The following is a 21,176-nucleotide window of genomic DNA, read 5'->3' as shown; positions in this document are numbered from 1 at the left end:
TGATTTGCCGCTAATGCGTTGCGCTGTCTGCAGCGCATTTCGGCACGAAAATCAGTTGTTGTCCTACAGAAATGGCCGCCATCACGGGCCTAAAATGGATCATCTTCATTTCCGCACCGGTGATCCGTGATGAGCAAAAAGGTCGATTACCCCGTTTCCGACATCCGCCATTATCTTGAGCCCGGCCCGATTGTGCTGGTGACATCGCGCTGGCAGGACGAGACCGACGTGATGACGCTGGGCTGGCATACCGTGATGGAATTCACGCCCTCGCTGGTGGGTTGCATCATCGCCGCCGGCAATCACAGCTTCGAACTGATCCGCAGCAGCCGCGAATGCGTGATCAACATCCCCACCGCCGACATGCTCGACACCGTTGCCGACATCGGCAACTGTTCCGGCGCCGAGGTCGACAAATTCTCGCGCTTCGGCCTGCACACCAGCGCCGCCACCAAAGTCAAAGCGCCGCTGCTGGACGACTGCTTCGTCAGTCTCGAGTGCAAGCTTTACGATGATTGCCTGATCGATACCTACAACTACTTCATCTTCGAAGTGGTCAAGGCGCATGCCGCGCCTTCGCCGAAATATCCTCAGACCGTGCACTACACCGGCGACGGCCAGTTCCGTGAAGCCGGACGCAACGTCAGCCGACGCGGCCGCTTCATGCCGCAAAATCTTTAGCCGCAAAAATCCGCGCCAAACAAAAAGGCCGCACAGCAGTGCGGCCTTTTTTACAACGACTTTTTAATCACGCTCAGGCATCGACGCCATGTTCCAGGCGACGCGGTGCAGGCGACACCAGGCGCACGGCCGGCGGCGTGATGTCGATGGCGCGCTTGGCCGATTGCGAGGCGGCGGTCGTCACCAGACGCGCGGCGTCGAGCTTGAACACGCTGACCACCTGCTCCAGCGTCTCGGCCTGATCCTGCAGAGCCTGCGCGGCGGCGGCGGCTTCTTCCACCAGCGCGGCGTTCTGTTGCGTGACGTCGTCCATTTGCGACACGGCCTGGTTGACCTGACTGATGCCGCTGCTTTGCTCTTCGCTGGCACTGGCGATCTCGCCGACGATGTCGGTGACCTTCTGCACGCTGGTGACGATATCGCTCATGGTGGTGCCGGCCTGCTGCACCAGCTTGCTGCCGGAGCCGACCTTGTCGACCGAGTCGTCGATCAGGGTCTTGATTTCCTTGGCGGCGGCGGCCGAGCGCTGCGCCAGGCTGCGCACTTCGGAGGCGACCACGGCAAAGCCGCGGCCCTGCTCGCCGGCGCGCGCCGCTTCGACCGCCGCGTTCAACGCCAGGATGTTGGTCTGGAAGGCGATGCCGTCAATCACGCTGATGATGTCGACGATCTTGCGCGAGGATTCGTTGATCGAGTTCATCGTGTCGACCACCTGGCGCACCACGTCGCCGCCTTGCGAGGCGATGGTCGACGCCGACAGCGCCAGCTGGTTGGCCTGCTTGGCGTTCTCGGTGTTTTGCTTGACCACCGAGGTCAGCTGCTCGAGGCTGGATGCAGTTTCCTCCAGCGAAGCGGCTTGCTGTTCGGTGCGCGACGACAGGTCGGTGTTGCCGACGGCGATCTGTTTGGCGGCGACGCTGACCGAGTCGGTTGAAGTGCGCACGGTGCCGATGACGTCGACGATGCGCGCGCGCAGCTTGTTGAAGGCAGTGGCGGCGTGGCCGATCTCGTCCATGCGATCGACCTTCATCGGCTGCGACAAATCGAGCGAGGCGCTGACTTCTTCAAACGTGTTGCGGATGTTGCGCAGGCTGCCGCTGATGTTGCGGTACAGGGTCAGCGCCAGCGTGCCGGTCAACAGGAAGGCCACGACGATGACCGCGACCATGCTCTTGAACGCGAACTCGTACGCGGCGACGCTCTCGGCGCGCACGTTGTCGACCAGCTTGCCGTTGTAGGCGATGTGATCGTCGATGCCTTTCTTGACGCCGGCGGCGGACAGCGCCAACGGGCTGCCGGCCACCAGTGTGGCGCGCACGCCGTCCATGTCGCCCGCATGCGCGGCGGCGAAGAACGGGATCAGCGCCTTGCGATAGGCTTCCATGTTGACCTTGTCGGCTTCCAGCATCTTGCGATCGGTGTCGTCGAAAATCTGTTCTTTTTCATACTTGGCGACAACGTCGTCGAAGGCCTTGTTGGCGTCGGCCACGGCTTTGTCCAGTGCGGTCTTGTCGCTCAGGTTGGAGAACACGGAGAGGCGATAACCGGCCAGGCGCGTGTCGGCGAGGAAGCCCTTGGCGGCATTGAGGCCGCTGATGCTCGGGATAATGCGGTTCTGTACGGTGTCGAAGCGTTGCTGCGCGCGCTGCAGCTGCCAGAGGCCGTCGACGCCGACAAACAGGAGCGCCAGCAAGGCCACCGAGAGAGTGAGAATAAGGCGTTTGGTGATCGTCATGGTCGTGTCATTTCTCAAAAAGTGAATGGAATCCGCGGCTTCGTGGGCTGCGGTGCTGGCGTTGTCTCCTCCTGTGGGAGGCGATGCTGGCGATTCCGGTGTTGCTGTTATTGACTGCGGTGTTGCGGATTTTTGTGTGTTGCCTGTCTGGTCCTACGCCGCCATCGGAGCGCCTTCAAAGGCGTCCTGCAGCGATTCGCCGTGTTCGCGGCAAAACGCCTTGCCGGCGCGGTAGCCGACGTCGAACAACAGCTGCATGTTCGACGCCGACCAGTCCAGCACCTCCGGCCAATGCTCGTCGGGGATGCCGCTCATGAGGTCGACCTTGAGCAGGCGGCGCAGCGGTTCGCCGGTGTCCGGATGCGTATTGTGTTCGAGTTCGAACAGGCGCATCTCGGTCTTGGAAATCTTCACCAGCGGCGTGATGATGGAACGCACCCAGGCGTCGTAGAGATTGCGCGGCTTGCGGATCAGGCGGTCCTCGCCGAGGATGTCGAGCACCACCAGCGTGTCGACGTCGTCGTGCTGTCCGCCGCTCATCAGGGGATTGAAATTGAGCGTGTCGAGCGCGGCGCCTTCGATGTAGTCGTCGCCGTCGATCTCGGTCGGCGGATACAGGAACGGGAACGACAAGGCGGCGCGTACATGGATCGGCGCGATCTCATCCTTGTCCCAGACCTGCATCTCGGCCTTGCTCATGTTGTAGGCGTTGATGTAGAACTCCGGCTTCATGCGCGCGATGGCGTCGAAGTCGATCGCCTGTTCGAGGAAGGGATGATGCGCACACAGGCCCAGGCTCTTGGACGACAGGTCCGACGGCGACATCGCCGACAGCATCAGGTGCATCCAGTCGTTCCATGCGCCCGAGGCTTCGGCGAAGCGCTGCGTGAAGACGTCGAGGAAAGGATTTGCCGGCATGCCCGAAGCTGCGGCCATGTTCGGCAAGCCGGCCAGCGGCGGCATCTGTGGCATCTGCGGCGGCACCTGGTCGCGGAAACTGCGCGCCCCCTGGCCCGGCTTGTTGAAAATCTTGTAATTGACCGGGAACATCTTGTAGATGCTGTCAGCGACGCCGACCTCGGCCCAGCGCACCAGCGCTTCGCGCGGCGTGCAGTCCAACGGCGCCTGATACAGCAAACCCATCAGCACGCCGGCGCCGGACGCCGAGATCACGTCGAACTCGATGCCCTCGTCGAGGAACGCCGTCAGCGCGCCTGCGATCAAGGTCGAATTCGGCGCGCCGCCGCCGATCACCAATGCTTTTTTTCCCGCCCTGTACTGATTGGTCATGTGAGCCTCTCAGATTTCCCGTTGTGTTTTTTGGAGCAGCGCCCCTTTTGTGGAAAAGGAATGATGCACTGCAAAATTTTCTGTCTGAGGGAAATATAGCCGCAAAGAAACTGGACGGAAGGGACTGGAGAGATTTAATTAACGCATATCAGGTATTCAACGAATGGATATCGTCGGCGCGACAAGGCTTTGCACGATATTGACGATTTGACATGTACGTAATAACGGAGAACTTCTGTCACGCTGCCGTTCACATGTCATGCCTCTGTCATGGTTCAAATGAAACGGCCGCGCCTTCTTGCGAAAGACGCGGCCGGAAATTGCAGCGCAACAGCAGCGTGGATTGCCGCGTGCTTATTTACCCCAGCGCAGCACCAGCGGATCGAGACGACGCGCGATCTTGATCAGGCCTTCGCGCGTGGCCGGATGCATTGCCGCCAGCGGATGGCGCACGGCGTCGGACTTGATGATGCCGCCTTCCTTCATGAGGGCTTTGCACGAGGCCAGGCCGCCCTGGCGGTTTTCGTAGTTGATCAGCGGCAGCCATTGCTGATAGTGCTGCGCGGCCAGTTCGGTGTCGCCGGCGACGTAGGCATCGAGGATGCGGCGGATGCCGTCCGGATAGCCGCCGCCGGTCATCGCGCCGGTCGCGCCGGCGTCGAGGTCGGCCATCAGCGTGATGGCTTCTTCGCCATCCCAGGGACCGACGATGGCGTCGCCGCCGAGGGCGATGATTTCACGCAGCTTGTTGGCGGCTTGCGGCACTTCGATCTTGAAGTAGGAGACGTTGGCGATCTCCTGCGCCATCTTGACCAGCAGCGTGGACGACAGCGTGGTGCCGCTGACCGGCGCATCCTGGATCATGATGGGGATGTCGATCGCGTCCGAGACTGTCTGGAAGAATTCCTGGATGCCGCGCTCGCCGACACGGATGGTGGCGCCGTGGTACGGCGGCATGATCATGACCATGGCGGCGCCCGCGTCCTGCGCGTTGCGGCTGCGCTGCGCGCAGATGCGCGAGCTGAAATGGGTTGTCGTGACGATCACCGGGATGCGGCCGGCGACGTGCTCGAGCACGGTACTGATGAGCGCATTGCGCTCGTCGTCGGTGAGCGCAAACTGCTCGGAGAAGTTGGCCAGGATGCAGATGCCGTCGGAGCCGGCGTCGATCATGAAATCGATACAGCGGCGCTGGCCTTCGAGGTCGATGTCGCCGTGGTCGTCGAAAATGGTCGGTGCGACCGGGAAGACGCCGCGATAAACAGGCGTCGGCGCTGGTTTTTTCTTGCTCATTGTTTGTCTCTCTTCAGTTTGATGCGGGCTACGCCTGCTGGTGCTCGGGTGCATGCTTTTGCGGCATCAAAACGGAAGCGGTCGCAGCTGAGGCTAACGACCTTTCAACAATTGATTGACCTGCTGGAACTCCATCGGCGGGTAGTAGTAGAAGCCCTGGAAGAACTGGCATCCGATCGCTTTGAGGAATTTTTCCTGCACCAGTGTTTCGACGCCTTCGGCGACCGTGGTGCAGGAAAGAATCTTCGCCAGCGACACCACTGCACGGATAATCAGCTCACTCTTCTCGCTGATACCGATCTGCGCCACAAAAGACTGGTCTATCTTAATACTTTTCGTCGGGAAGCGACTGAGCTTCTGCAAAGACGAGTAACCGGTGCCGAAATCGTCGATGGTGATTCCGTAACCTTTGGCGTTGAGCGCCTCCAGATGGCTGATGGCGAGGTTCTCGTTGCCGACCAGTCCGGTCTCGGTGATTTCGAACTCCAGGTGATCGGAACTGACGCGGTATTTCTGGCACGCGGCGTTGACCAGGTCGAGCAGATCGGCGCGCACGATGTCGATGGCCGAGAGATTGATGGCGATCGGCAGGCAGCGGCGGCCCGAGTCCAGTGTCTGGCGGATATACGCGCACACCTTGTCGACCACGAAGGCGGTGATGAAATGAATCGCGCCGCTGGCTTCCGCCACCGGGATGAATTCGGCCGGCGAGACGTCGCCCAGCGTCGGCGAGCGCCAGCGGATCAGCGCCTCGAGGCCGACGATGTCACCGTCCTGCGTGACCTTGGGTTGATAGACCAGGCGCAGTTCGTTTTCGCGCAGCGCCATCACGATCGACTGCTCGATACTCAGGCGCCGCCGGATCAGCGCGGCTGCTTCGTCGTCGAAGACGGTGATGTCCTGGGTGCCGGAGCGGCGTGCCGAATCCAACGCCAGTTTGCCGCGCTGGATCAACTCGTCGCCGCCGGTTTCGCCCGGCCGCGAGAAGGCCATTGCCATCGACACCTGCACCGGATGACGCTCGCCGCCGACCAGCAATTCTAGCGGCAGGCTGCGCCGGATGTGCTCGATCTGGGGGATGGCGTCGCGACTGGCGTGACTGGTCTCGACCGTGAAGCAGAACACCACGCTGCGCAGCCGTGCGATCAGGCTGCCATCCGGCAGCAGCCGGCGCAGCGCATCGGCGAAGGCCACGATCAGCGCATCGCCGGCAGCGCTGCCGTGGGCGTCGTTGACGTACTTGATGCTGTCAAGACGGATCACCACCAGCGCCAGCTGGCGACGCGGCGACATGGCGCCCATCAGCTCCTCGAGTTGCCGTTGCAGCAGGTCGCGGTTGGGCAATCGCGTCAGCTGGTCATGGTTGCTGAGGAAGGTTTCGCGCTCCTTGCTGCGGTCGAGCGCTTCTTCGATGCGGCGCTGCTGCGAGATATCGCGCAGCAGCACGATGTAATGCTGTTCGGAGGTCGTCGAGATATTTTCTATCGCGATGAGACGGCCATCCTTGGCGGAAAATTCCTGGCCGCGCTTGAGCGCCAGGATGTCGGCCGCCTTTTCGGCGGCGCTGCGACATTTGTGCTCGAGCAGCGCGAACAGATTTTCATCCTGGTCTTTTTGCGCTGATTTTTCAGGTGTGCGGCCAATCAGATTGTCGGCCAAGGTATTGGCCTTGAGTATGCGCCCCTGTACATCGCACAGCACGATCGCGCCACCGGCGTTTTCAAAGATTTCCTGGTACTGCGCATGGCTGCTTTCGAGCTCACTGCTGGCTGCGCGATGGCGGCGGACCGAGGCGTCCAGCGCGTGCAACAGGCGGAATACACCGAGCGGCACGCAGATGTTGAAGAACAGGAACAGCAGCGACTGAATGTAGGCGTGCGCATTGGCCAGCGGCGCGGCGAGTCCCGGGTAGACCGGCAGCGGCTCATTGCGCAGCAGCAGCATGAACGGGAAGACGTTGATCGTCATCAGCACCAGCGCCAAGCGCGAACCGAAGAAGATGCGGCCGATCAGCGGCGCCGTGTAGACGAACATGATGCCGTACTTGGCAATGTCGGAGTCATTAATGAAATACACCATGCAGAATGAAGCCGCATAAATCGTCGCGATCAGGATCGCGCTGCCGATCACGGGACGCCGTATCGATGCCAGCACGCCCAGCATCAGCGCGATGAAGAATCCGACCACGACGGCGATGATGTAGTACGCGCCGACCTTGAACGCGTCGATGGCGCTGAGCAGGCCGATGCCGAGTTCCAGCAATAGGCCGGACACCAGAATGATACGCAGCGCGCTCTCTTTCCAGACCGTGTTTTCCGCCGCGCTCAAGGCGTTTTCTTTAAGCAGTAGCCACTGGAACATTGTATTTTTTCTTTGTGTAGGTGTGGTCATGTGGAGCATGCGGAAGCACGTGCGTCGGACGCATGGCTCCCGTTACTGCCGTCGGGCACTGGTTCCTGCTGCGCTTACCTTGGCGAATGGCTGAGGAGTGGCATGCCATCGTGATCGCGGGCGGCAGCAGCGCAAGGGTAGTGCGTGCGTTGCCGGCGTCATCGGTTTGCCCGGTCGAACCCGGTTGGAAATTCGCTCTGATTGAAACCCCGTTAGTTACTAACAAAATCTAGTCCGATTTCGCATAGTCTCACAAATAATTTCCATTCGGCAATGAGAATTCACATGAGGCGATACGCTTGTCTCATTATCGACTCGCATAGAGGGGCGTGAAAGTAATTGACGATCGGGACGAAAATCACTCGCTGTATACCATTGACGGGGATACACAGCCTGAGCGCGATATGGCGCGGCTGATTGTAGGCTCGCATTCCTGACAGGTACATTACGCGCGATTACGCGGGGTCCGAACGTTGCACGTAAAAAAGCCCGCAACAGACGTCACGGGCTTTTTAGGGCTTGCCGGCCGGGAAACTGCGGCACTTCCTTCCCGGCCCGCGTTGTTGTCGCAATCTCAGCGTCAGCGCCTGAGCTTGAACACGCTGACCACCTGCGTCAGCTTGCCGGCCTGCTCCTGCAGCGACTGTGCGGCGGCAGCAGCCTGTTCCACCAGCGCGGCGTTCTGCTGCGTTACTTCGTCCATCTGGGTAATGGCGCGGTTGACTTCTTCGATGCCGGTGCTCTGTTCGGTGCTGGCCGCGCTGATCTCGGCGACGATGTCGGTCACGCGACGCACGCTGGCGACCACTTCCGCCATGGTGGCGCCGGCTTGCTCGACCAGCTTGCTGCCCGAGCCGACCTTTTCCACGGAGTCGTCGATCAGCACCTTGATCTCCTTGGCTGCTGCTGCGGAACGTTGCGCGAGGCTGCGTACTTCACTTGCCACCACCGCGAAACCACGGCCTTGCTCGCCCGCACGCGCCGCTTCAACCGCAGCGTTCAGCGCCAGGATGTTGGTCTGGAACGCGATGCCGTCAATCACGCTGATGATGTCGACGATCTTGCGGGAGGACTCGTTGATCGAGCCCATGGTGTCGACCACTTGCCCGACCACCGCGCCGCCCTGTTGCGCGACTTCGGACGCGGAGACGGCCAGCTGGTTGGCCTGGCGGGCATTATCGGCATTCGCTTTCACGGTAGAGGTAAGCTCTTCCATCGCTGATGCAGTCTCTTCCAGTGAGCCCGCCTGTTGTTCAGTGCGACTCGACAGATCAAGGTTGCCGCTGGCGATTTCGGTCGATGCAGTGGCGATGGTGTCGGTGCCGATGCGCACTTCGCCGACGATGCGCAACAAGCTGTCGTTCATCATCTTCAGCGAGTGCATGAGCTGGCCGGTTTCATCCTTGCTGTCGGAACGGATGTCGGCACCGAGGTCGCCTTCGGCCACGCGCTGGGCGACATCGACAGCCTTGTTGAGCGGCACCGAAACGATGCGCGCGACCCATACCGCAAGCGCCATGGCGATCACGACAATCGCAATCAGCAGGCCGAGGATCCAGTTGCGCGCTTCGTTGAAAGTACGGTCGGCATCCGTGTTGGAACGCTCGGTGCCGTCGTCGTTGATCTTGACCAGGCCGCCCAGTTGCTCGACCGCCTGACGGAACAGCTTGTTCGATTCGCCCTTGAATTGCAGGCGCGCCTCATCCTTCTGGTTGGCGCGCGAGAGCTCCATGATTTTCTTGTTTTCGGCGAGATACTTTTGCATGGTTTGCTGGAACTGCGGATAGAGCACCTTCTCTTCCGGTTCGGAGATCATCTGCTCGTACGACGCCTGGTCTTTTCGGATGATTTCCATGCGCGTCTTCATGGCTTTTTCGGCGTCGTCGTAATCTTTTTCTTCCGTCGCCAGGATGTGCTGCAACTCCGAGATACGGAAGCGCGCCATCGACGCCTGCAGTTGCAGGCCGACCTTGACGCTCGGCATCCAGTTGGTGGCGATGTCGCTCGAGGCCCGGTTGACCCTGATCAGTTCGACGATCGAGAAAGCGCCAAGTCCTGCGGTGAGGATGATGACGGCCAAAAATGACAGGACCAGCTTTTTTGCGATTTTAAGGTTGTAGAACCAGCGCATGTGATTGCCTCGGATGAAGATGGTGAAAATGGTGCGCAGCGGAAAGGACGCGCAAAGACGGCGTCGTCAATGACGGCATCGTCCCACGATGGTACGCATGCGGGCGCCTTCTTCATCGCTGAAGAAGGCGGTTGTTTACCGTTCATTTTTGCGGGAAGTCTGCTCGTAAGGGCCGTGGTTGCTGGCCTGCAAGGCGATTCAGAATTGGCGGCGAAGCATTTTCACATGACAATGTGATCGGATGATGACGTCGTGACAAGACATCGGCGAACGCGTTGCGGTCAGACCCCGTAGATGCGGAAGAAGGCATCCAGCGAGCGTTCGACGGACTCCTTGATCTTGGCCGGCGGCATCGAAGTGATCACGCCGAGGATGCGCCCCTCGGCCCACTCCGCCTCGACCAGCACGCGGAACTGGATCGCTGTCAGCCAGGGGTCAGCTTCGCGCAGCTCGCCGCGGTCCATGGCCCGCTTCATGAATTCGGAAATCACCTGCCAGCCGCGCTTGGGTCCGTTCTCGTAATACATGCAACCGAGATCGGAACGTTCGGCGTTGTAATACAGCAGACGGCGCACCGCGATCACTTCCGGGGACAGGATCAGATGCAGATATTTGTTGGCAAACAGGCGCAGCGTGTCGCGCATGTCGGCGCTGCCGTCGTCCTGGATCAGAATGGCGAACAGCGATTCGAACTGCATGCCGGCCTGCTGCTTCATGACCTGCAGAAAGATCTCTTCCTTGGAAGAAAAATAGTTGTACAGCGTCGCCTTCGAGCCGCCCAGGCGCGCCGAAATTTCCGCCATGGAGGCGCGATCGAATCCGATCTCGTTAAATATTTCCGCCGCGACATCGATGATCGATTGCCGCCGCTCTTCACTCTTCTTGCGCATGTGATGTCTTTGCCATTGCGGCGAAACCTTTGCTTGCCTGGCTTCGCCTGATTTTCCCCGGGGGATGTTGCTTTTTTGTGCGCTTGCAGCATTTACGCCGCATTGTGCCGTTTTCCGTGCCTCATTTTCCCCTAGTTTTGCTTGACGCTCTTTAAAAGTCAATACTATACTGAACTGTACAGTTTACTTATGAGTGGATTTCGATCATGCAAGTTCCATCTATTTCAGGGGATCAAGAAGCATCCCGAGTTCGCCTGCCGGGTCTGCCCCGCCTTGCAACGCTGTCGGCGCTGGCCGTCGCCGCCCTGACGCTGGCCGGCTGCGCGCAGTTTTCCGACCTCGGCCCGCGCGCCGAACCCAAGGCCATCGATGCCTATCAGTCTTCGCAATCGCTGAACACCGTCGATGCAGGCGCTGTCGCCTGGCCCGACGACAACTGGTGGACTGCCTACGGCGACAAGCAGCTCAACACGCTGATGGGCGAAGCATTGCGCGGCGCGCCGTCGATGGCGGTGGCGCGCGCCCGCTTGCTGAAAGCCGAAGGCGCGGCGCAGCAACAAGGCGCGGCGCTGTTGCCGCAAGTCACCGGCAACGCCTCGCTCGATCACATGAAGCAGAGCTACAACAACGGCGTGCCGCCCGACTTCGTGCCACGCGGCTATAACAACGAAGCCCGTGTCACGCTCGACTTCAGCTACGAAATCGATTTCTGGGGCAAGAACCGCGCCGCACTGGCGGCCGCCACGTCCGAACTTGAAGCCGCACGCGCCGACGCAGCCCAGGCGCGCATCACGCTGGCGACCTCGATCGCCGCCGCTTACGCCGAACTGGAGCGCCTGTTCAGCCAACGCGACACCTCACAGGCGGCACTGCAGGTGCGCCAGGAAACCGAGAATTTATTCATGCAGCGCCGCCTCAACGGCCTCGAAACCGAAGGCAGCGTCAAGCAAGTGGTGGCGCGCCGTGCGATGGCCGAAGCCGACCTGCTGGCCGTTGACGAATCGATCGCCCTGCAACGCAACAAGCTGGCCGCGCTGGCCGGCACCGGTCCGGATCGCGGCCTGCAACTCGCGCGTCCGGTAATCGACATGAGCAAGCCGTTCAACCTGCCGCAGGAGTTGCCCGCCAACCTGCTGGGCCGCCGTCCCGACATCGTCGCCGCACGCCTGCGCGCCGAAGCCGCCGCAAAACAGATCAAAGTGGCGCGCGCGCAGTTCTACCCGAACGTCAACCTGAGCGCCTACTTCGGCTTCCAATCGCTGGGCACCAATCTGCTGACGCAATCGGGTTCCAGCATCGGCAGTTTCGGACCGGCGATTTCGCTACCTATCTTTGAAGGCGGACGCCTGCGCGGCCAGTTCCGTTCGGCCAGCGCCAGCTATGACGAAGCCGTCGCCAACTACGACAGCGCCGTCACGCAAGCCTTGCAGGACGTGGCCGACGTCGCCGTCAGCGAGCGCGCCCTGAGCGGCCGCCTGAACCGCACCGAAGCGGCTGCGGACGCCGCCCGGGATGCCTATCGCATCGTGCGCAACCGCTACGAAGGCGGCCTCACCAATTACCTCGATGTGCTTAACGCGCAAGACACGCTGCTGACCAACCTGCGCGAATTGTCGACCTTGCGCTCGCGCCTGTTCGCCCTCGACGTGTCGATGGTCCGTGCACTCGGCGGCGGCTACCAGCACGCCAGCTGAGCGCGCGCCGCACAGCATCGACTCCCTACAGACAAATATATCCACGAAGGAAAACGCCATGTCGCACAGTGACTCCCAAGCCATTCAAACCATTTCCACGACTGACTCCACCACCGGCAACGCATCCGGCAAGCGCAAGAAGCTGTTCACCATTTTCGCCGGCGTGGTCGCCGTGGTCGCCATCGGCTACGGCACCTATTGGTATTTCATCGGTTCGCGCTACGTGACCACCGACAACGCTTACACCGCCGTTGAAATCTCGCAGGTCACGCCGGCCGTCAACGGCATCGTGTCTGAAGTCAAGGTGGTCGATACCCAATACGTCCACCAGGGTGACGTGCTGGTCGTGATCGACAACCGCGACGCAACACTGGCGCTGGCGCAGGCCGAAGCCGACCTGGGTCGCGCCGAACGCCGCGTGCAAAGTTACTTCGCCAACGACACCGGTTTCGTCGCGCAGGTGCAGGCGCGTGAAGCCGAACAAAAACGCTCCGCCGCGCAACTGCTGTCGGCGCAAGCCGACCTGCAACGCGCCGAACTCGACCTGCGTCGCCGCGAAGCGCTGGAAAAATCCGGTTCGGTCTCGGGTGAAGAACTGACTAACGCGCGCACCACCGTGCTGACCATGCAGGCCAACCTGAAGGCCGCCGAAGCCGGTCGGATCCAGGCCGACGCCAATCGCAATGCCACCGTTGGCGCGCAAAAGGCCAGCACCGTGCTGACCGCCAACACCACCGTCGACACCAATCCGGAAGTCACGCTGGCGCGCGCCAAGCGCGACCAAGCCAAGCTGGATCTGGAGCGCACCGTATTGCGCGCGCCGGTCGAAGGCGTGATCGCCCGCCGCCAGGTGCAGGTCGGCCAGCGCGTCCAGGCCGGCACCGCCTTGCTGTCGGTGGTGCCGACCCGCTCCATGCACGTCGACGCCAACTTCAAGGAAGGCCAGTTGTCGCAAGTGCACCTGGGCCAGCCGGTGACGATGAAGGCCGACATCTACGGCAGCGCGGTTGAATATCACGGCACCGTGGTCGGCGTGGCCGGCGGCACCGGCTCCGCGTTCGCTGTGATCCCGGCGCAAAACGCCACCGGCAACTGGATCAAGGTGGTGCAACGCCTGCCGGTGCGCATCTCGATCGACCGCAAGGAACTGGCAGAGAGGCCGCTGAGCGTGGGCTTGTCGATGGACGTTTCGATCGACACGCGCGGCAAGAGTGGCAGCGGTGCCGAAAACACGGCGATGAATTCATCCGCCGCAAAGTCCCCGACTCTGTAATCAGGCGGCAACCATGTCATCCCATTTTTCCGATGCATCATTGAAGCCGCTGGAGGGGGCGCAGCTGGTCGGCGCCGGCCTGCTGCTGGCGGCGGCCAACTTCATTGCGGTGCTCGACACCACCATCGCCAACGTGTCCGTATCGACCATCTCCGGTGCGCTGGGCGCCTCGTCGAGCCAGGGCACCTACGTCATTACCTCGTATGCGGTGGCCGAGGCGATCACGGTGCCGCTGACCGGCTGGCTGGCCAACCGCTTCGGCACGGTGCGCGTGTTCATCACCTCGATGATTCTGTTCGGCGTGTTCTCGGCGCTGTGCGGCATGGCCAATTCGCTGGGCATGCTGATCGCCTTCCGCGTGCTGCAAGGCCTGGCCGGCGGTCCGCTGATGCCGCTCTCGCAAACCCTGCTGCTGCGCATTTTCCCCAAGGAGAAAGCGCCCGCCGCGGTCGGCCTGTGGGCCATGACCACGCTGATCGCGCCGATCGCCGGCCCGATCCTCGGGGGCGTACTGTGCGACCAGTACAGCTGGCCGTACATCTTCTTCATCAACGTGCCGGTGGCGCTGCTGTGCGGCTACATGGGCTGGAAGATGCTCAAGCGCTACGAGTCGCCGCTGCTGAAACTGCCGATCGACAAGATCGGGTTGATCCTCATGGTGATCTGGGTGGCGGCGCTGCAGTTCATGCTCGACGAAGGCAAGGAAAAGGATTGGTTCGCCTCCACCGAAATCGTGGTGCTGGCGCTGATCGCCGCGGCCGGCTTCATCGCCTTCATGATCTGGGAACTGACCGAACGCAATCCGATTGTCGACCTGCGCGTGTTCCGCCACCGCGGCTACACCGCCAGCGTCACCACGATCTGCCTGGCGTTCGGCGCGTTCTTCGGCGCCACCGTGCTCACGCCCTTATGGCTTCAGGGCTACATGGGCTACACCGCGACGCACTCGGGCGAGACCACGGCGCTGACCGGCATCCTGGCGGTGCTGACGGCGCCCTTCGTGGCCAAGCTGTCGACCAAGGTCGATCCGCGCAAGCTGGTGTTCATCGGCGTGATGTGGCTGGGGGCGGTGACGCTGTTCCGCAGCTTCAACACCACCGACATGAGCAACTTCCAGATCGGCTGGCCGCTGCTGATGCTGGGCATCGGGCTGCCGCTGTTCTTCGTGCCGCTGACCGGCCTGGCGCTGAGCAGCGTGGAGGAATCGGAGACCGCCTCGGCGGCCGGCCTGATGAGTTTCTGCCGCACCATGTCGGGTGCGATCGCCACCTCGCTGGTCAACACCAGCTGGGAAAACAAGTCGATCTACTACCATGCGGAACTGGCCGGCCTGGTCGATCAGTTCGGCGACGTCAGCAACACGCTGACGCAGGCCGGCATGTCGCTCGACCAGGCGCGCGCCAACATGGAGCAGATGCTGCAGTCGCAGAGCATCATGCTGTCGACCAATCACATCTTCATGATGGCGGCGATCTCGTTCGGCCTGGCGGCCGCGGCGGTGTGGTTTGCGCCGAAGCCGACGCGGGTGGCGGATACGACTGCGGCGCACTGAAGCAGCCGGCCGGAAAAGAAAAAGGGATGCCGCGATCAAACGGCATCCCTTTTTTCCTTTGCGGTGTTCCCTACACTTCGGCCCACTGCCGCAGCAGGTTGTGATAGTGGCCGGTCAGGCCGAGGACTTCTTCGGTGTCGCCGATCTTCGCGCGCAGGCTGGAGATGTTCTGGTCCAGCTCGAACAACATGCTGCGCTGCCAGTCGTCGCGCACCATGCTTTGCGTCCAGAAGAAGGAGCACACGCGGGCGCCACCGGTGACCGGCTCCACGCGGTGCAGGCTGGTCGATGGATACAGGATCAGATCGCCAGCCGGCAACTTGACTTCATGGGTGCCGTAGGTATCGACGACCACCAGCTCGCCGCCTTCGTATTCGTCCGGTTCCGACAGGAACAAGGTCGATGACAAATCGGTGCGTATGCTCAGCGAGGTTCCCGGTACGGCACGCACCGAACCGTCCACGTGCAGCCCGTAATGTTCGCCGCCTTCGTAACTGTTGAACAAGGGCGGTATGGTGGTCTTCGGCAGCGCAGCGGCAAAGAACAGCGGACTCTTCTTCAACGCCGCCAGGACGATCTCGCCGAGCTTGACGCTGAGCGGTGAAAACTCCGGCAGCTGGCGATTGCGCTTGACCTTCGCGCCCTGCTCGCCGACCGTCGCCTTGCCGTCGACCCAGTCGGCGTCCGCCAGCTGCTGCCGGATGAACGCTACCTCGGCTGCCGTCAACACTTCCGGAATATGCAGCATCATGATTGCTCTCCAATGAAAAACCCCTCCGTGCGGGAGGGGCCGTGTTTCGTGTTCTTGCCGCGACAGTCGCCCATTATGGACCACGCGCGCGAACCGGCGGCAGGCGCCGGTTCGGCACCGCGTCAGAACTTGAGGTTGGCGGTCAGCGTCACAGCGCGCGGCGTGCCCGGGGTATAGCGATAGCCGCTCTTGTTGATCGCAGCCACGTAGTCCTTGTTGAAAATATTGTACAGATTCAACTGCAGGTCGAGGTTCTTGTTGACCACGTAGCCGGCCATGCCGTCGAACACCCAGTAGGAATCGGCATACTGCGGTGTGCCGCTCAGGACGTCGTCGCTGCCGCGCAGCAGCGAACTCACGTAACGCGCGCCGCCGCCGACGGTGAAGCCTTGCGGCAGCTTGTAGGTCGCCCACGAAGTGAACGCTTGCTTGGGCGTGTAGGCCAGGTTGTTTTCGCCGTTGGCGGTCACCACCGCGCCGCTGTTGACCTTGGTATTCATGTAGGTATAGCCCGCGGTCAGGGACAGATTGGGCGTTACTTCGCCGGTCACACCCAGCTCGATGCCCTGCACGGTCTTTTTCCCGGTCTGGAAGTACTGGCCGGACGTCGCGTCCAGCTCCACCTCGTTGTTGACCTCGGTGCGATACAGGGCCGCGGTCAATGCCAGCTTCTTGTTCAGCACATCCCACTTGGTGCCGATTTCCGCGGTCTTGGTTTTTTGCGGCGCGAAGTTCGGATTATCGGCGCTGTTGGCGGTAGCGCTCAAGGCGAAGCTGTTGCCGCCCGGCGGCAACTGCGACGTCGCATACAGCGCATAGACGCTGCTGTTCTCGGTCGGCTTGTAGATGCCGGCCAGCTTCCAGTTGAACAAGTTGCCGTTGGTGCTGAAATTCTGGCGGAACAGCGTTCCCGCCGCCACACCGGTCGGACAGAGCGTGCCGCGTCCGGAGGTGACGCACTTGTAGCCGCTGGCGGAGTCGGTATCGTAGTGGTCGACACGCACCCCGCCATTGACCGACCAGCGATCGTTGAACTTGAGGGTATCGAAAAGGTAAGCCGAGACCGTGCTGGTTTTGCCGGACGAATTCAAGCCGGAATTCGGCGTCATCGTCCAGGTCCCGCGCCCGGCATTGGGATTCGGATTGTACAAATTGGCGGCAGGCAAGCTCCCGCTCGTGTCGTAGCCGACGTTGTCCTGCTTCTCCTGCGTAAACTCAACTCCGCCCATCAGCGTGTGCTTGATGGCGCCTGTCTGCAAGTTGGCGGTGAGGTAAGTCTGGTTGGTCAGGATGGTGTTGGTCTGGTCCTTGATGGTCGGATTCGAACGGGCGATGGTCCAGGTCGACCGATCCGCCGGATTCGGCGTCACCAGGTTGGCGGCGCTTCCCATGAAGGACGTGAGCAGGTAGTTCTGGTGGGTCCTGCCGTAACGCGTGGTGTTCTGCAGCTTCAGGTCCGGTGAGAAGTCATGCTCGACGCGCAAGGTCACCCGGTCCGTGGAGACGTCGTTGTAGTCGCTGGTGAGGCCATAGAAGTTCGACGAATTTACCCTGGGGGCACTGGTCACGTATGCACGCGGCGGGATGGCCGGGGTGGCGCCGGCAGCGGCCGTTTGCGGGCTCCGATAGCCCGGCAGGCCGATCGTCGGGACGCCGCCGTCGGGCACGTCGTTCTGCTCCATGTGCAGGTAGTCCAGGAAGATACGAGTGCCGGTGCCGAGGCCGTTGGCCAGCGAAGCCGCAATACCGCTGTGATCGTTGTTGACTTCGTGCCGACCCGGCACGCCGCTGTCCTGCTTCATCAGGTTCAGGCGCAGGGCGGTGCCGTTGTCGGCGTTGAGCAGCTTGTTCCAGTCGGCGGTGGCGCGCTTCTGTCCCCAACTGCCGTACGTGGCCGAGGCGCCGAACGAGTCGTTCAATTCCGCCTGCTTGGTGACCAGGTTGATCGATCCGGTCGGCGAGCCGCGGCCGTTGTCGGTGCCGGCCGGTCCCTTGAGGACTTCCACCTGCTGAATGTTGAACATGTCGCGCGAGACCGACCCGAGGTCGCGCACGCTGTCGACGAAGATGGCGCCGGAAGCGTCGAACCCGCGCATGTAGATGGCGTCGCCGGTGCTGGTGGAGCCGTTCTCGCCGAGATAGAAGGTGCTCACGCCGGGGCTGTTGCGCAATGCTTCAGTCAGTGTGGTGGCGTTTTGCTGGTCGATCAGCTGGCGCTTGATGACTTGCAAGGTTTGCGGCGTATCGACCAGCGGCTGGGTATATTTGGCGGACGAAGCACGCTCCGCCTTGTAGCCGCCGTCCTGCGTCGCGGTCACTTCGACACTGGGCAATTGCGATTGCTGGGCGTGGGCGGCAGCCGGCAGCAGCAGCGCGCCGGCGATCGCCGCCGTCATCCGGGTATTGAAGCGCGGCTGCGCATGTTTGCGATTTTTTATGTAGGCCATGAACGGAACTCTTGGTAAAAGTTTCGGCTGGCTTACATCTGAAATTCAGAACTGGCTGGCGGCGGGAGGAATTATTTTATTTGCTTACCGACAGATCGATGCCGTCGCCACACAGGCGCGCCAGCGGAAGGATAAACCCGGAGTGCCCGTTCGTGATTTCTCAAAAACGACCACGAGATGGACGGTGCAACGCTGTTGGTTAGCAGCAATTCTAATTGATAATCGTTATTATTTGAATTAACTGTTACAAATTTGAGACACATCTTGACGTTGCGTCCCCGAAGGCGGGCCAACCGGAACCGGCACAGGGCCGGTCCCGGTAGTCAGCCTGACTGCCCTATTTGAGCACGATCCCGGCGTCGGGCCAGTCGCCGCCCAAGGCCTTGATCAGGAACACCGAAGTCAGCATGCGCTGTCCCAACAATTGCGCCGCCTGGCGTTCGCTGTTGAGCAGCGATTGCTGCGCCGAGATCACGTCGAGGTAAGTCGACACGCCACCTTCATAACGGCTATTTGCGAGATCAAGCACGCGGCGCGCGCTGACGATGGCCGCCTGCGCTTGCGTGTAGGCGCGGTCCAGCGCGGCGACGCCGGTGATGCCGTCTTCCACTTCCTGCATCGCGGTCAGCACCACGCGCCGATAGGAAGCCACCGATGCTGCATAGCCGCCCTTGGCGAAGTCGACGTTGGCGCTGATGCGGCCGCCGTCGAACAGGGTCTGCGCCAGCGACACGCCGAGCGACCACACCACGCTGGGCGCGTTGAACAAGGTGTCGATGTTGCGGCTGTCGACGCCGTACGACGGCGCCAGCATGATGCTCGGATAGAATGCCGCCTTGGCCACGCCAATCTGTGCATTGGCGGCGGCCATCGCGCGTTCGGCCGAGGCGATGTCGGGACGACGCTCCAGCAAGTCCGAGGGCACGCCCAGCGGCACTGCCGGCGGTGTCATCGGCACCAGTTCCGGCGCCAGGGAAAACAGCGGCGCCGGCGTGCCGACCAGCGTGGCGATGGCATGCTCGAATTGCGCGCGCGATTTGCGCAGTACGTCGACCTGGGTCAGTGTGGTGTCCAGCAAGGCCTGCTGCTGCGCGACGTCGAGACCCGACGTGGCGCCCAGGTCATGGCGTGAAGTCGCCAGTTCCAGCGCCTTGCGTTGCAATGCAATCGAGCGCGACAGCACGTCGAGTTCGACGTCCAGTTCGCGCAGGTTGAAATAGTTGCCGGCGAGATCCGCGCTCAGCAGCAGCCGGGTATTCTCGAAATCGGCGGCCGATTGTTGCGACGAGGCGCGTGCGCCTTCGACGTTGCGCTGCACGCGACCGGCCAGGTCGACTTCATAGTTGACGTTCAGGCCCAGCGCAAAATCGTTCTGCACCGTAGCGAAGTTGGGCGAGTTGTAATTGGTCAGCGGACGATTGCCGGCGATGCGCAGGCGCGACGCGCGCGTGCTGACACCGACCTGCGGATACATGCCGGCGGAGGCCACGTTGGCCGACGCGCGTGCCTGCGTCAGACGCGCGGCAGCGATGGCGAGGGTCTGGTTGCCGTCGATCGCCTGCTGTTGCAAGGCGTTCAGCTTGGCATCGCCGAAGCGTTCCCACCACGGTCCCTTGGCCTGCTCATCGGCGGGCGTGCTTTGCCGCCATGGCGCATCGAGCTGCCAGGTCACCGGCATGTCGACGTCAGGCTTGCGATAGTCAGGACCGACGGCGCAACCGGCCAGCGCAGCAGCGATACCCGCGGCAATAACAATCGAGCGCAGGCGCAGCATCACGACTTGGCCTTTTCCGCAGCGGGCTTGCCTTCCTTGTCCTTCGGTGCGGCAGTTTCAGCGGCGACCGACACTTCATCGCCTTCGGCCACTGAGTCCGACGGATTGAGGATCAAGCGCTCATCGCCGTTGATGCCTTCCAGCACTTCCACGGTCTGGCCGAAATTGCGACCGAGCTGCACGCGCTTGAGACGGATCTTGTTGCCGGCGTCGACCGACGCCACCATCGCGCCGTCGCGGCGAAACAGCAGGACATCGGTGGATACCACCAGCGCGCCGCTCGGCTTGAGCGGCAGGGCCACCTGCACGAATGCACCCGGCATCAGCGCACCGTCCGGATTGGGCAGCGACACCTCGACCTGCATGGTGCGCGTGGTGGTGTCGATCGAGGCGGCGGTGCGCGCCACCTTGCCGTCGAACTTCTGGCCGCGCAATTCGGCTTGCGTGACGACCACTTTCTGGCCCTGCTTGATCAGGTTGGAATACGACTGCGGCACATTGATGTAGACGCGCAGCGGATCGGTCTGCGACAGCAGGAACAGCGCGCGTGCGGCGCCGCCGCCTGCGCCCGGATCAACCAGGTCGCCGACGTCGACGTTGCGGCGTGTAATGACGCCGGCGAACGGCGCGACAATGCGCTTGAAGCCTTCCACCTGGCGCAGGCGCTCGACGTTGGCGTCAGCGGCGGCGAGGTTGGAGCGCGCTTGCGAATAACCGCTGCGGCGTTCATCGAGTTCCTGTTGCGAAACCGCATCCTTCTTGCGCAGGGCTTCCCAGCGGTCGACCGTGCTCTTGGCCAGTTCAAGGCTGGAGGCGGCCTGCTGGCGCGCGGCGACGGCCTGCGACAGTTGCTGGTCGATTTCCGGCGTGTCGAGTTCGGCCAGCAGCTCGCCCTTTTCGACGCGGGCGCCGATGTCCTTGTGCCAGCGTTTGAGGTAGCCGCCGGCGCGCGCCGAGATCGGCGACTGTACATAGCCTTGCAAGGTGCCGGGCAACGACAGTGTCTGGGTCGCGTCGCTGCTCTTGGCAACCGCGGTCTTGACGTATTGCTTGGCGCGCTCGGTGGTGCCGGCTTGCAGTTCGCGCGCGTTGAACACGCGGCTGATCACGGTGCGCGCAGCGCCGACGGCCAGCAGCACCAGGATGACAATGACGATGATGCGGGTGCGGCGCACGATCTGCCGGCGCTTCAACAGCTCTCCAGCCTCGCCCGGGTCGAGGGGATGGATGCCGAGTTGGGAATGACGTTCTTGCGACATTGCTTCAAATCTCCT

At 62.0% G+C, this 21,176-nt stretch carries 16 protein-coding genes; 6 read left to right on the top strand and 10 right to left on the bottom strand.

The window, feature by feature from the left end; genetic code table 11:
* Positions 1-129: 129 nt before the first annotated feature.
* A complete protein-coding gene (locus ACIROW_RS22440) occupies positions 130-681 on the top strand; it encodes a flavin reductase family protein (protein WP_402279024.1) in 552 nt (183 codons plus the stop codon).
* 73 nt (positions 682-754) lie between these two features.
* Here the strand turns inward: ACIROW_RS22440 and ACIROW_RS22435 are convergent, their stop codons facing one another.
* The 5 genes from ACIROW_RS22435 to ACIROW_RS22415 form a co-directional block, all read right to left on the bottom strand.
* Positions 755-2,416, bottom strand: coding sequence for a methyl-accepting chemotaxis protein (locus ACIROW_RS22435; protein WP_402279022.1), 1,662 nt, complete (start codon positions 2,414-2,416; stop codon positions 755-757).
* 153 nt (positions 2,417-2,569) lie between these two features.
* Positions 2,570-3,706, bottom strand: a complete 1,137-nt coding sequence (locus ACIROW_RS22430; protein WP_402279020.1) for a patatin-like phospholipase family protein — start codon at positions 3,704-3,706, stop codon at positions 2,570-2,572.
* Positions 3,707-4,060: 354 nt separating this feature from the next.
* A complete protein-coding gene (locus ACIROW_RS22425; protein WP_402279018.1) occupies positions 4,061-4,999 on the bottom strand; it encodes a dihydrodipicolinate synthase family protein in 939 nt (312 codons plus the stop codon).
* Between the two features lie 93 nt (positions 5,000-5,092).
* The gene (locus ACIROW_RS22420) at positions 5,093-7,360 is read right to left on the bottom strand and encodes a putative bifunctional diguanylate cyclase/phosphodiesterase (RefSeq protein WP_402279016.1); all 2,268 of its coding nucleotides are present in this window, start codon (positions 7,358-7,360) and stop codon (positions 5,093-5,095) included.
* A gap of 610 nt (positions 7,361-7,970) precedes the next feature.
* Entirely contained in the window at positions 7,971-9,521 is a 1,551-nt protein-coding gene (locus tag ACIROW_RS22415; protein WP_402279015.1) for a methyl-accepting chemotaxis protein, read from the bottom strand.
* On the opposite strand from ACIROW_RS22415, the gene ACIROW_RS22410 reads away from it, so the two are divergent.
* Positions 9,522-9,758 (top strand): hypothetical protein, encoded by a 237-nt coding sequence (locus tag ACIROW_RS22410; protein ID WP_402279014.1) that lies wholly within the window; start codon positions 9,522-9,524, stop codon positions 9,756-9,758.
* Between the two features lie 44 nt (positions 9,759-9,802).
* On the opposite strand, the gene ACIROW_RS22405 is transcribed toward ACIROW_RS22410, so the two are convergent.
* Positions 9,803-10,411, bottom strand: a complete 609-nt coding sequence (locus ACIROW_RS22405; protein ID WP_402279012.1) for a TetR/AcrR family transcriptional regulator — start codon at positions 10,409-10,411, stop codon at positions 9,803-9,805.
* 206 nt (positions 10,412-10,617) lie between these two features.
* On the opposite strand from ACIROW_RS22405, the gene ACIROW_RS22400 reads away from it, so the two are divergent.
* The 3 genes from ACIROW_RS22400 to ACIROW_RS22390 are packed head-to-tail and all read left to right on the top strand — an operon-like array spanning position 10,618 to position 14,930.
* Positions 10,618-12,105, top strand: coding sequence for an efflux transporter outer membrane subunit (locus ACIROW_RS22400; protein ID WP_402279010.1), 1,488 nt, complete (start codon positions 10,618-10,620; stop codon positions 12,103-12,105).
* 58 nt (positions 12,106-12,163) lie between these two features.
* Positions 12,164-13,378, top strand: coding sequence for an HlyD family efflux transporter periplasmic adaptor subunit (locus tag ACIROW_RS22395; RefSeq protein ID WP_402279008.1), 1,215 nt, complete (start codon positions 12,164-12,166; stop codon positions 13,376-13,378).
* A gap of 13 nt (positions 13,379-13,391) precedes the next feature.
* A complete protein-coding gene (locus ACIROW_RS22390; RefSeq protein WP_402279006.1) occupies positions 13,392-14,930 on the top strand; it encodes a DHA2 family efflux MFS transporter permease subunit in 1,539 nt (512 codons plus the stop codon).
* A gap of 70 nt (positions 14,931-15,000) precedes the next feature.
* Here the strand turns inward: ACIROW_RS22390 and ACIROW_RS22385 are convergent, their stop codons facing one another.
* Both ACIROW_RS22385 and ACIROW_RS22380 read right to left on the bottom strand, forming a co-directional pair.
* On the bottom strand, positions 15,001-15,681 hold the full coding sequence (locus ACIROW_RS22385) for a Fe2+-dependent dioxygenase (RefSeq protein WP_402279004.1): 681 nt from the start codon (positions 15,679-15,681) through the stop codon (positions 15,001-15,003).
* 122 nt (positions 15,682-15,803) lie between these two features.
* Entirely contained in the window at positions 15,804-18,128 is a 2,325-nt protein-coding gene (locus tag ACIROW_RS22380; RefSeq protein WP_402279003.1) for a catecholate siderophore receptor Fiu, read from the bottom strand.
* Between ACIROW_RS22380 and ACIROW_RS22375 the strand changes: the two genes are divergently transcribed.
* A complete protein-coding gene (locus tag ACIROW_RS22375; protein ID WP_402279001.1) occupies positions 18,127-18,369 on the top strand; it encodes a hypothetical protein in 243 nt (80 codons plus the stop codon). The genes ACIROW_RS22380 and ACIROW_RS22375 overlap by 2 nt on opposite strands.
* A 96-nt stretch (positions 18,370-18,465) precedes the next feature.
* On the opposite strand, the gene ACIROW_RS22370 is transcribed toward ACIROW_RS22375, so the two are convergent.
* Complete coding sequence (locus ACIROW_RS22370; RefSeq protein ID WP_402279169.1) at positions 18,466-19,902, bottom strand: efflux transporter outer membrane subunit; 1,437 nt, start codon at positions 19,900-19,902, stop codon at positions 18,466-18,468.
* A complete protein-coding gene (locus ACIROW_RS22365) occupies positions 19,902-21,161 on the bottom strand; it encodes an efflux RND transporter periplasmic adaptor subunit (protein WP_402278999.1) in 1,260 nt (419 codons plus the stop codon). The genes ACIROW_RS22370 and ACIROW_RS22365 overlap by 1 nt, the downstream gene beginning before the upstream one ends.
* Between the last annotated feature and the right edge of the window lie 15 nt (positions 21,162-21,176).

The organism is Herbaspirillum sp. NPDC101397 (assembly GCF_044767325.1).
Classification (GTDB): Bacteria; Pseudomonadota; Gammaproteobacteria; order Burkholderiales; family Burkholderiaceae_D; genus Herbaspirillum.
The sequence above is the reverse complement of the archived record's forward strand: the minus strand, read 5'-3'. Positions and strand labels throughout refer to the sequence as shown.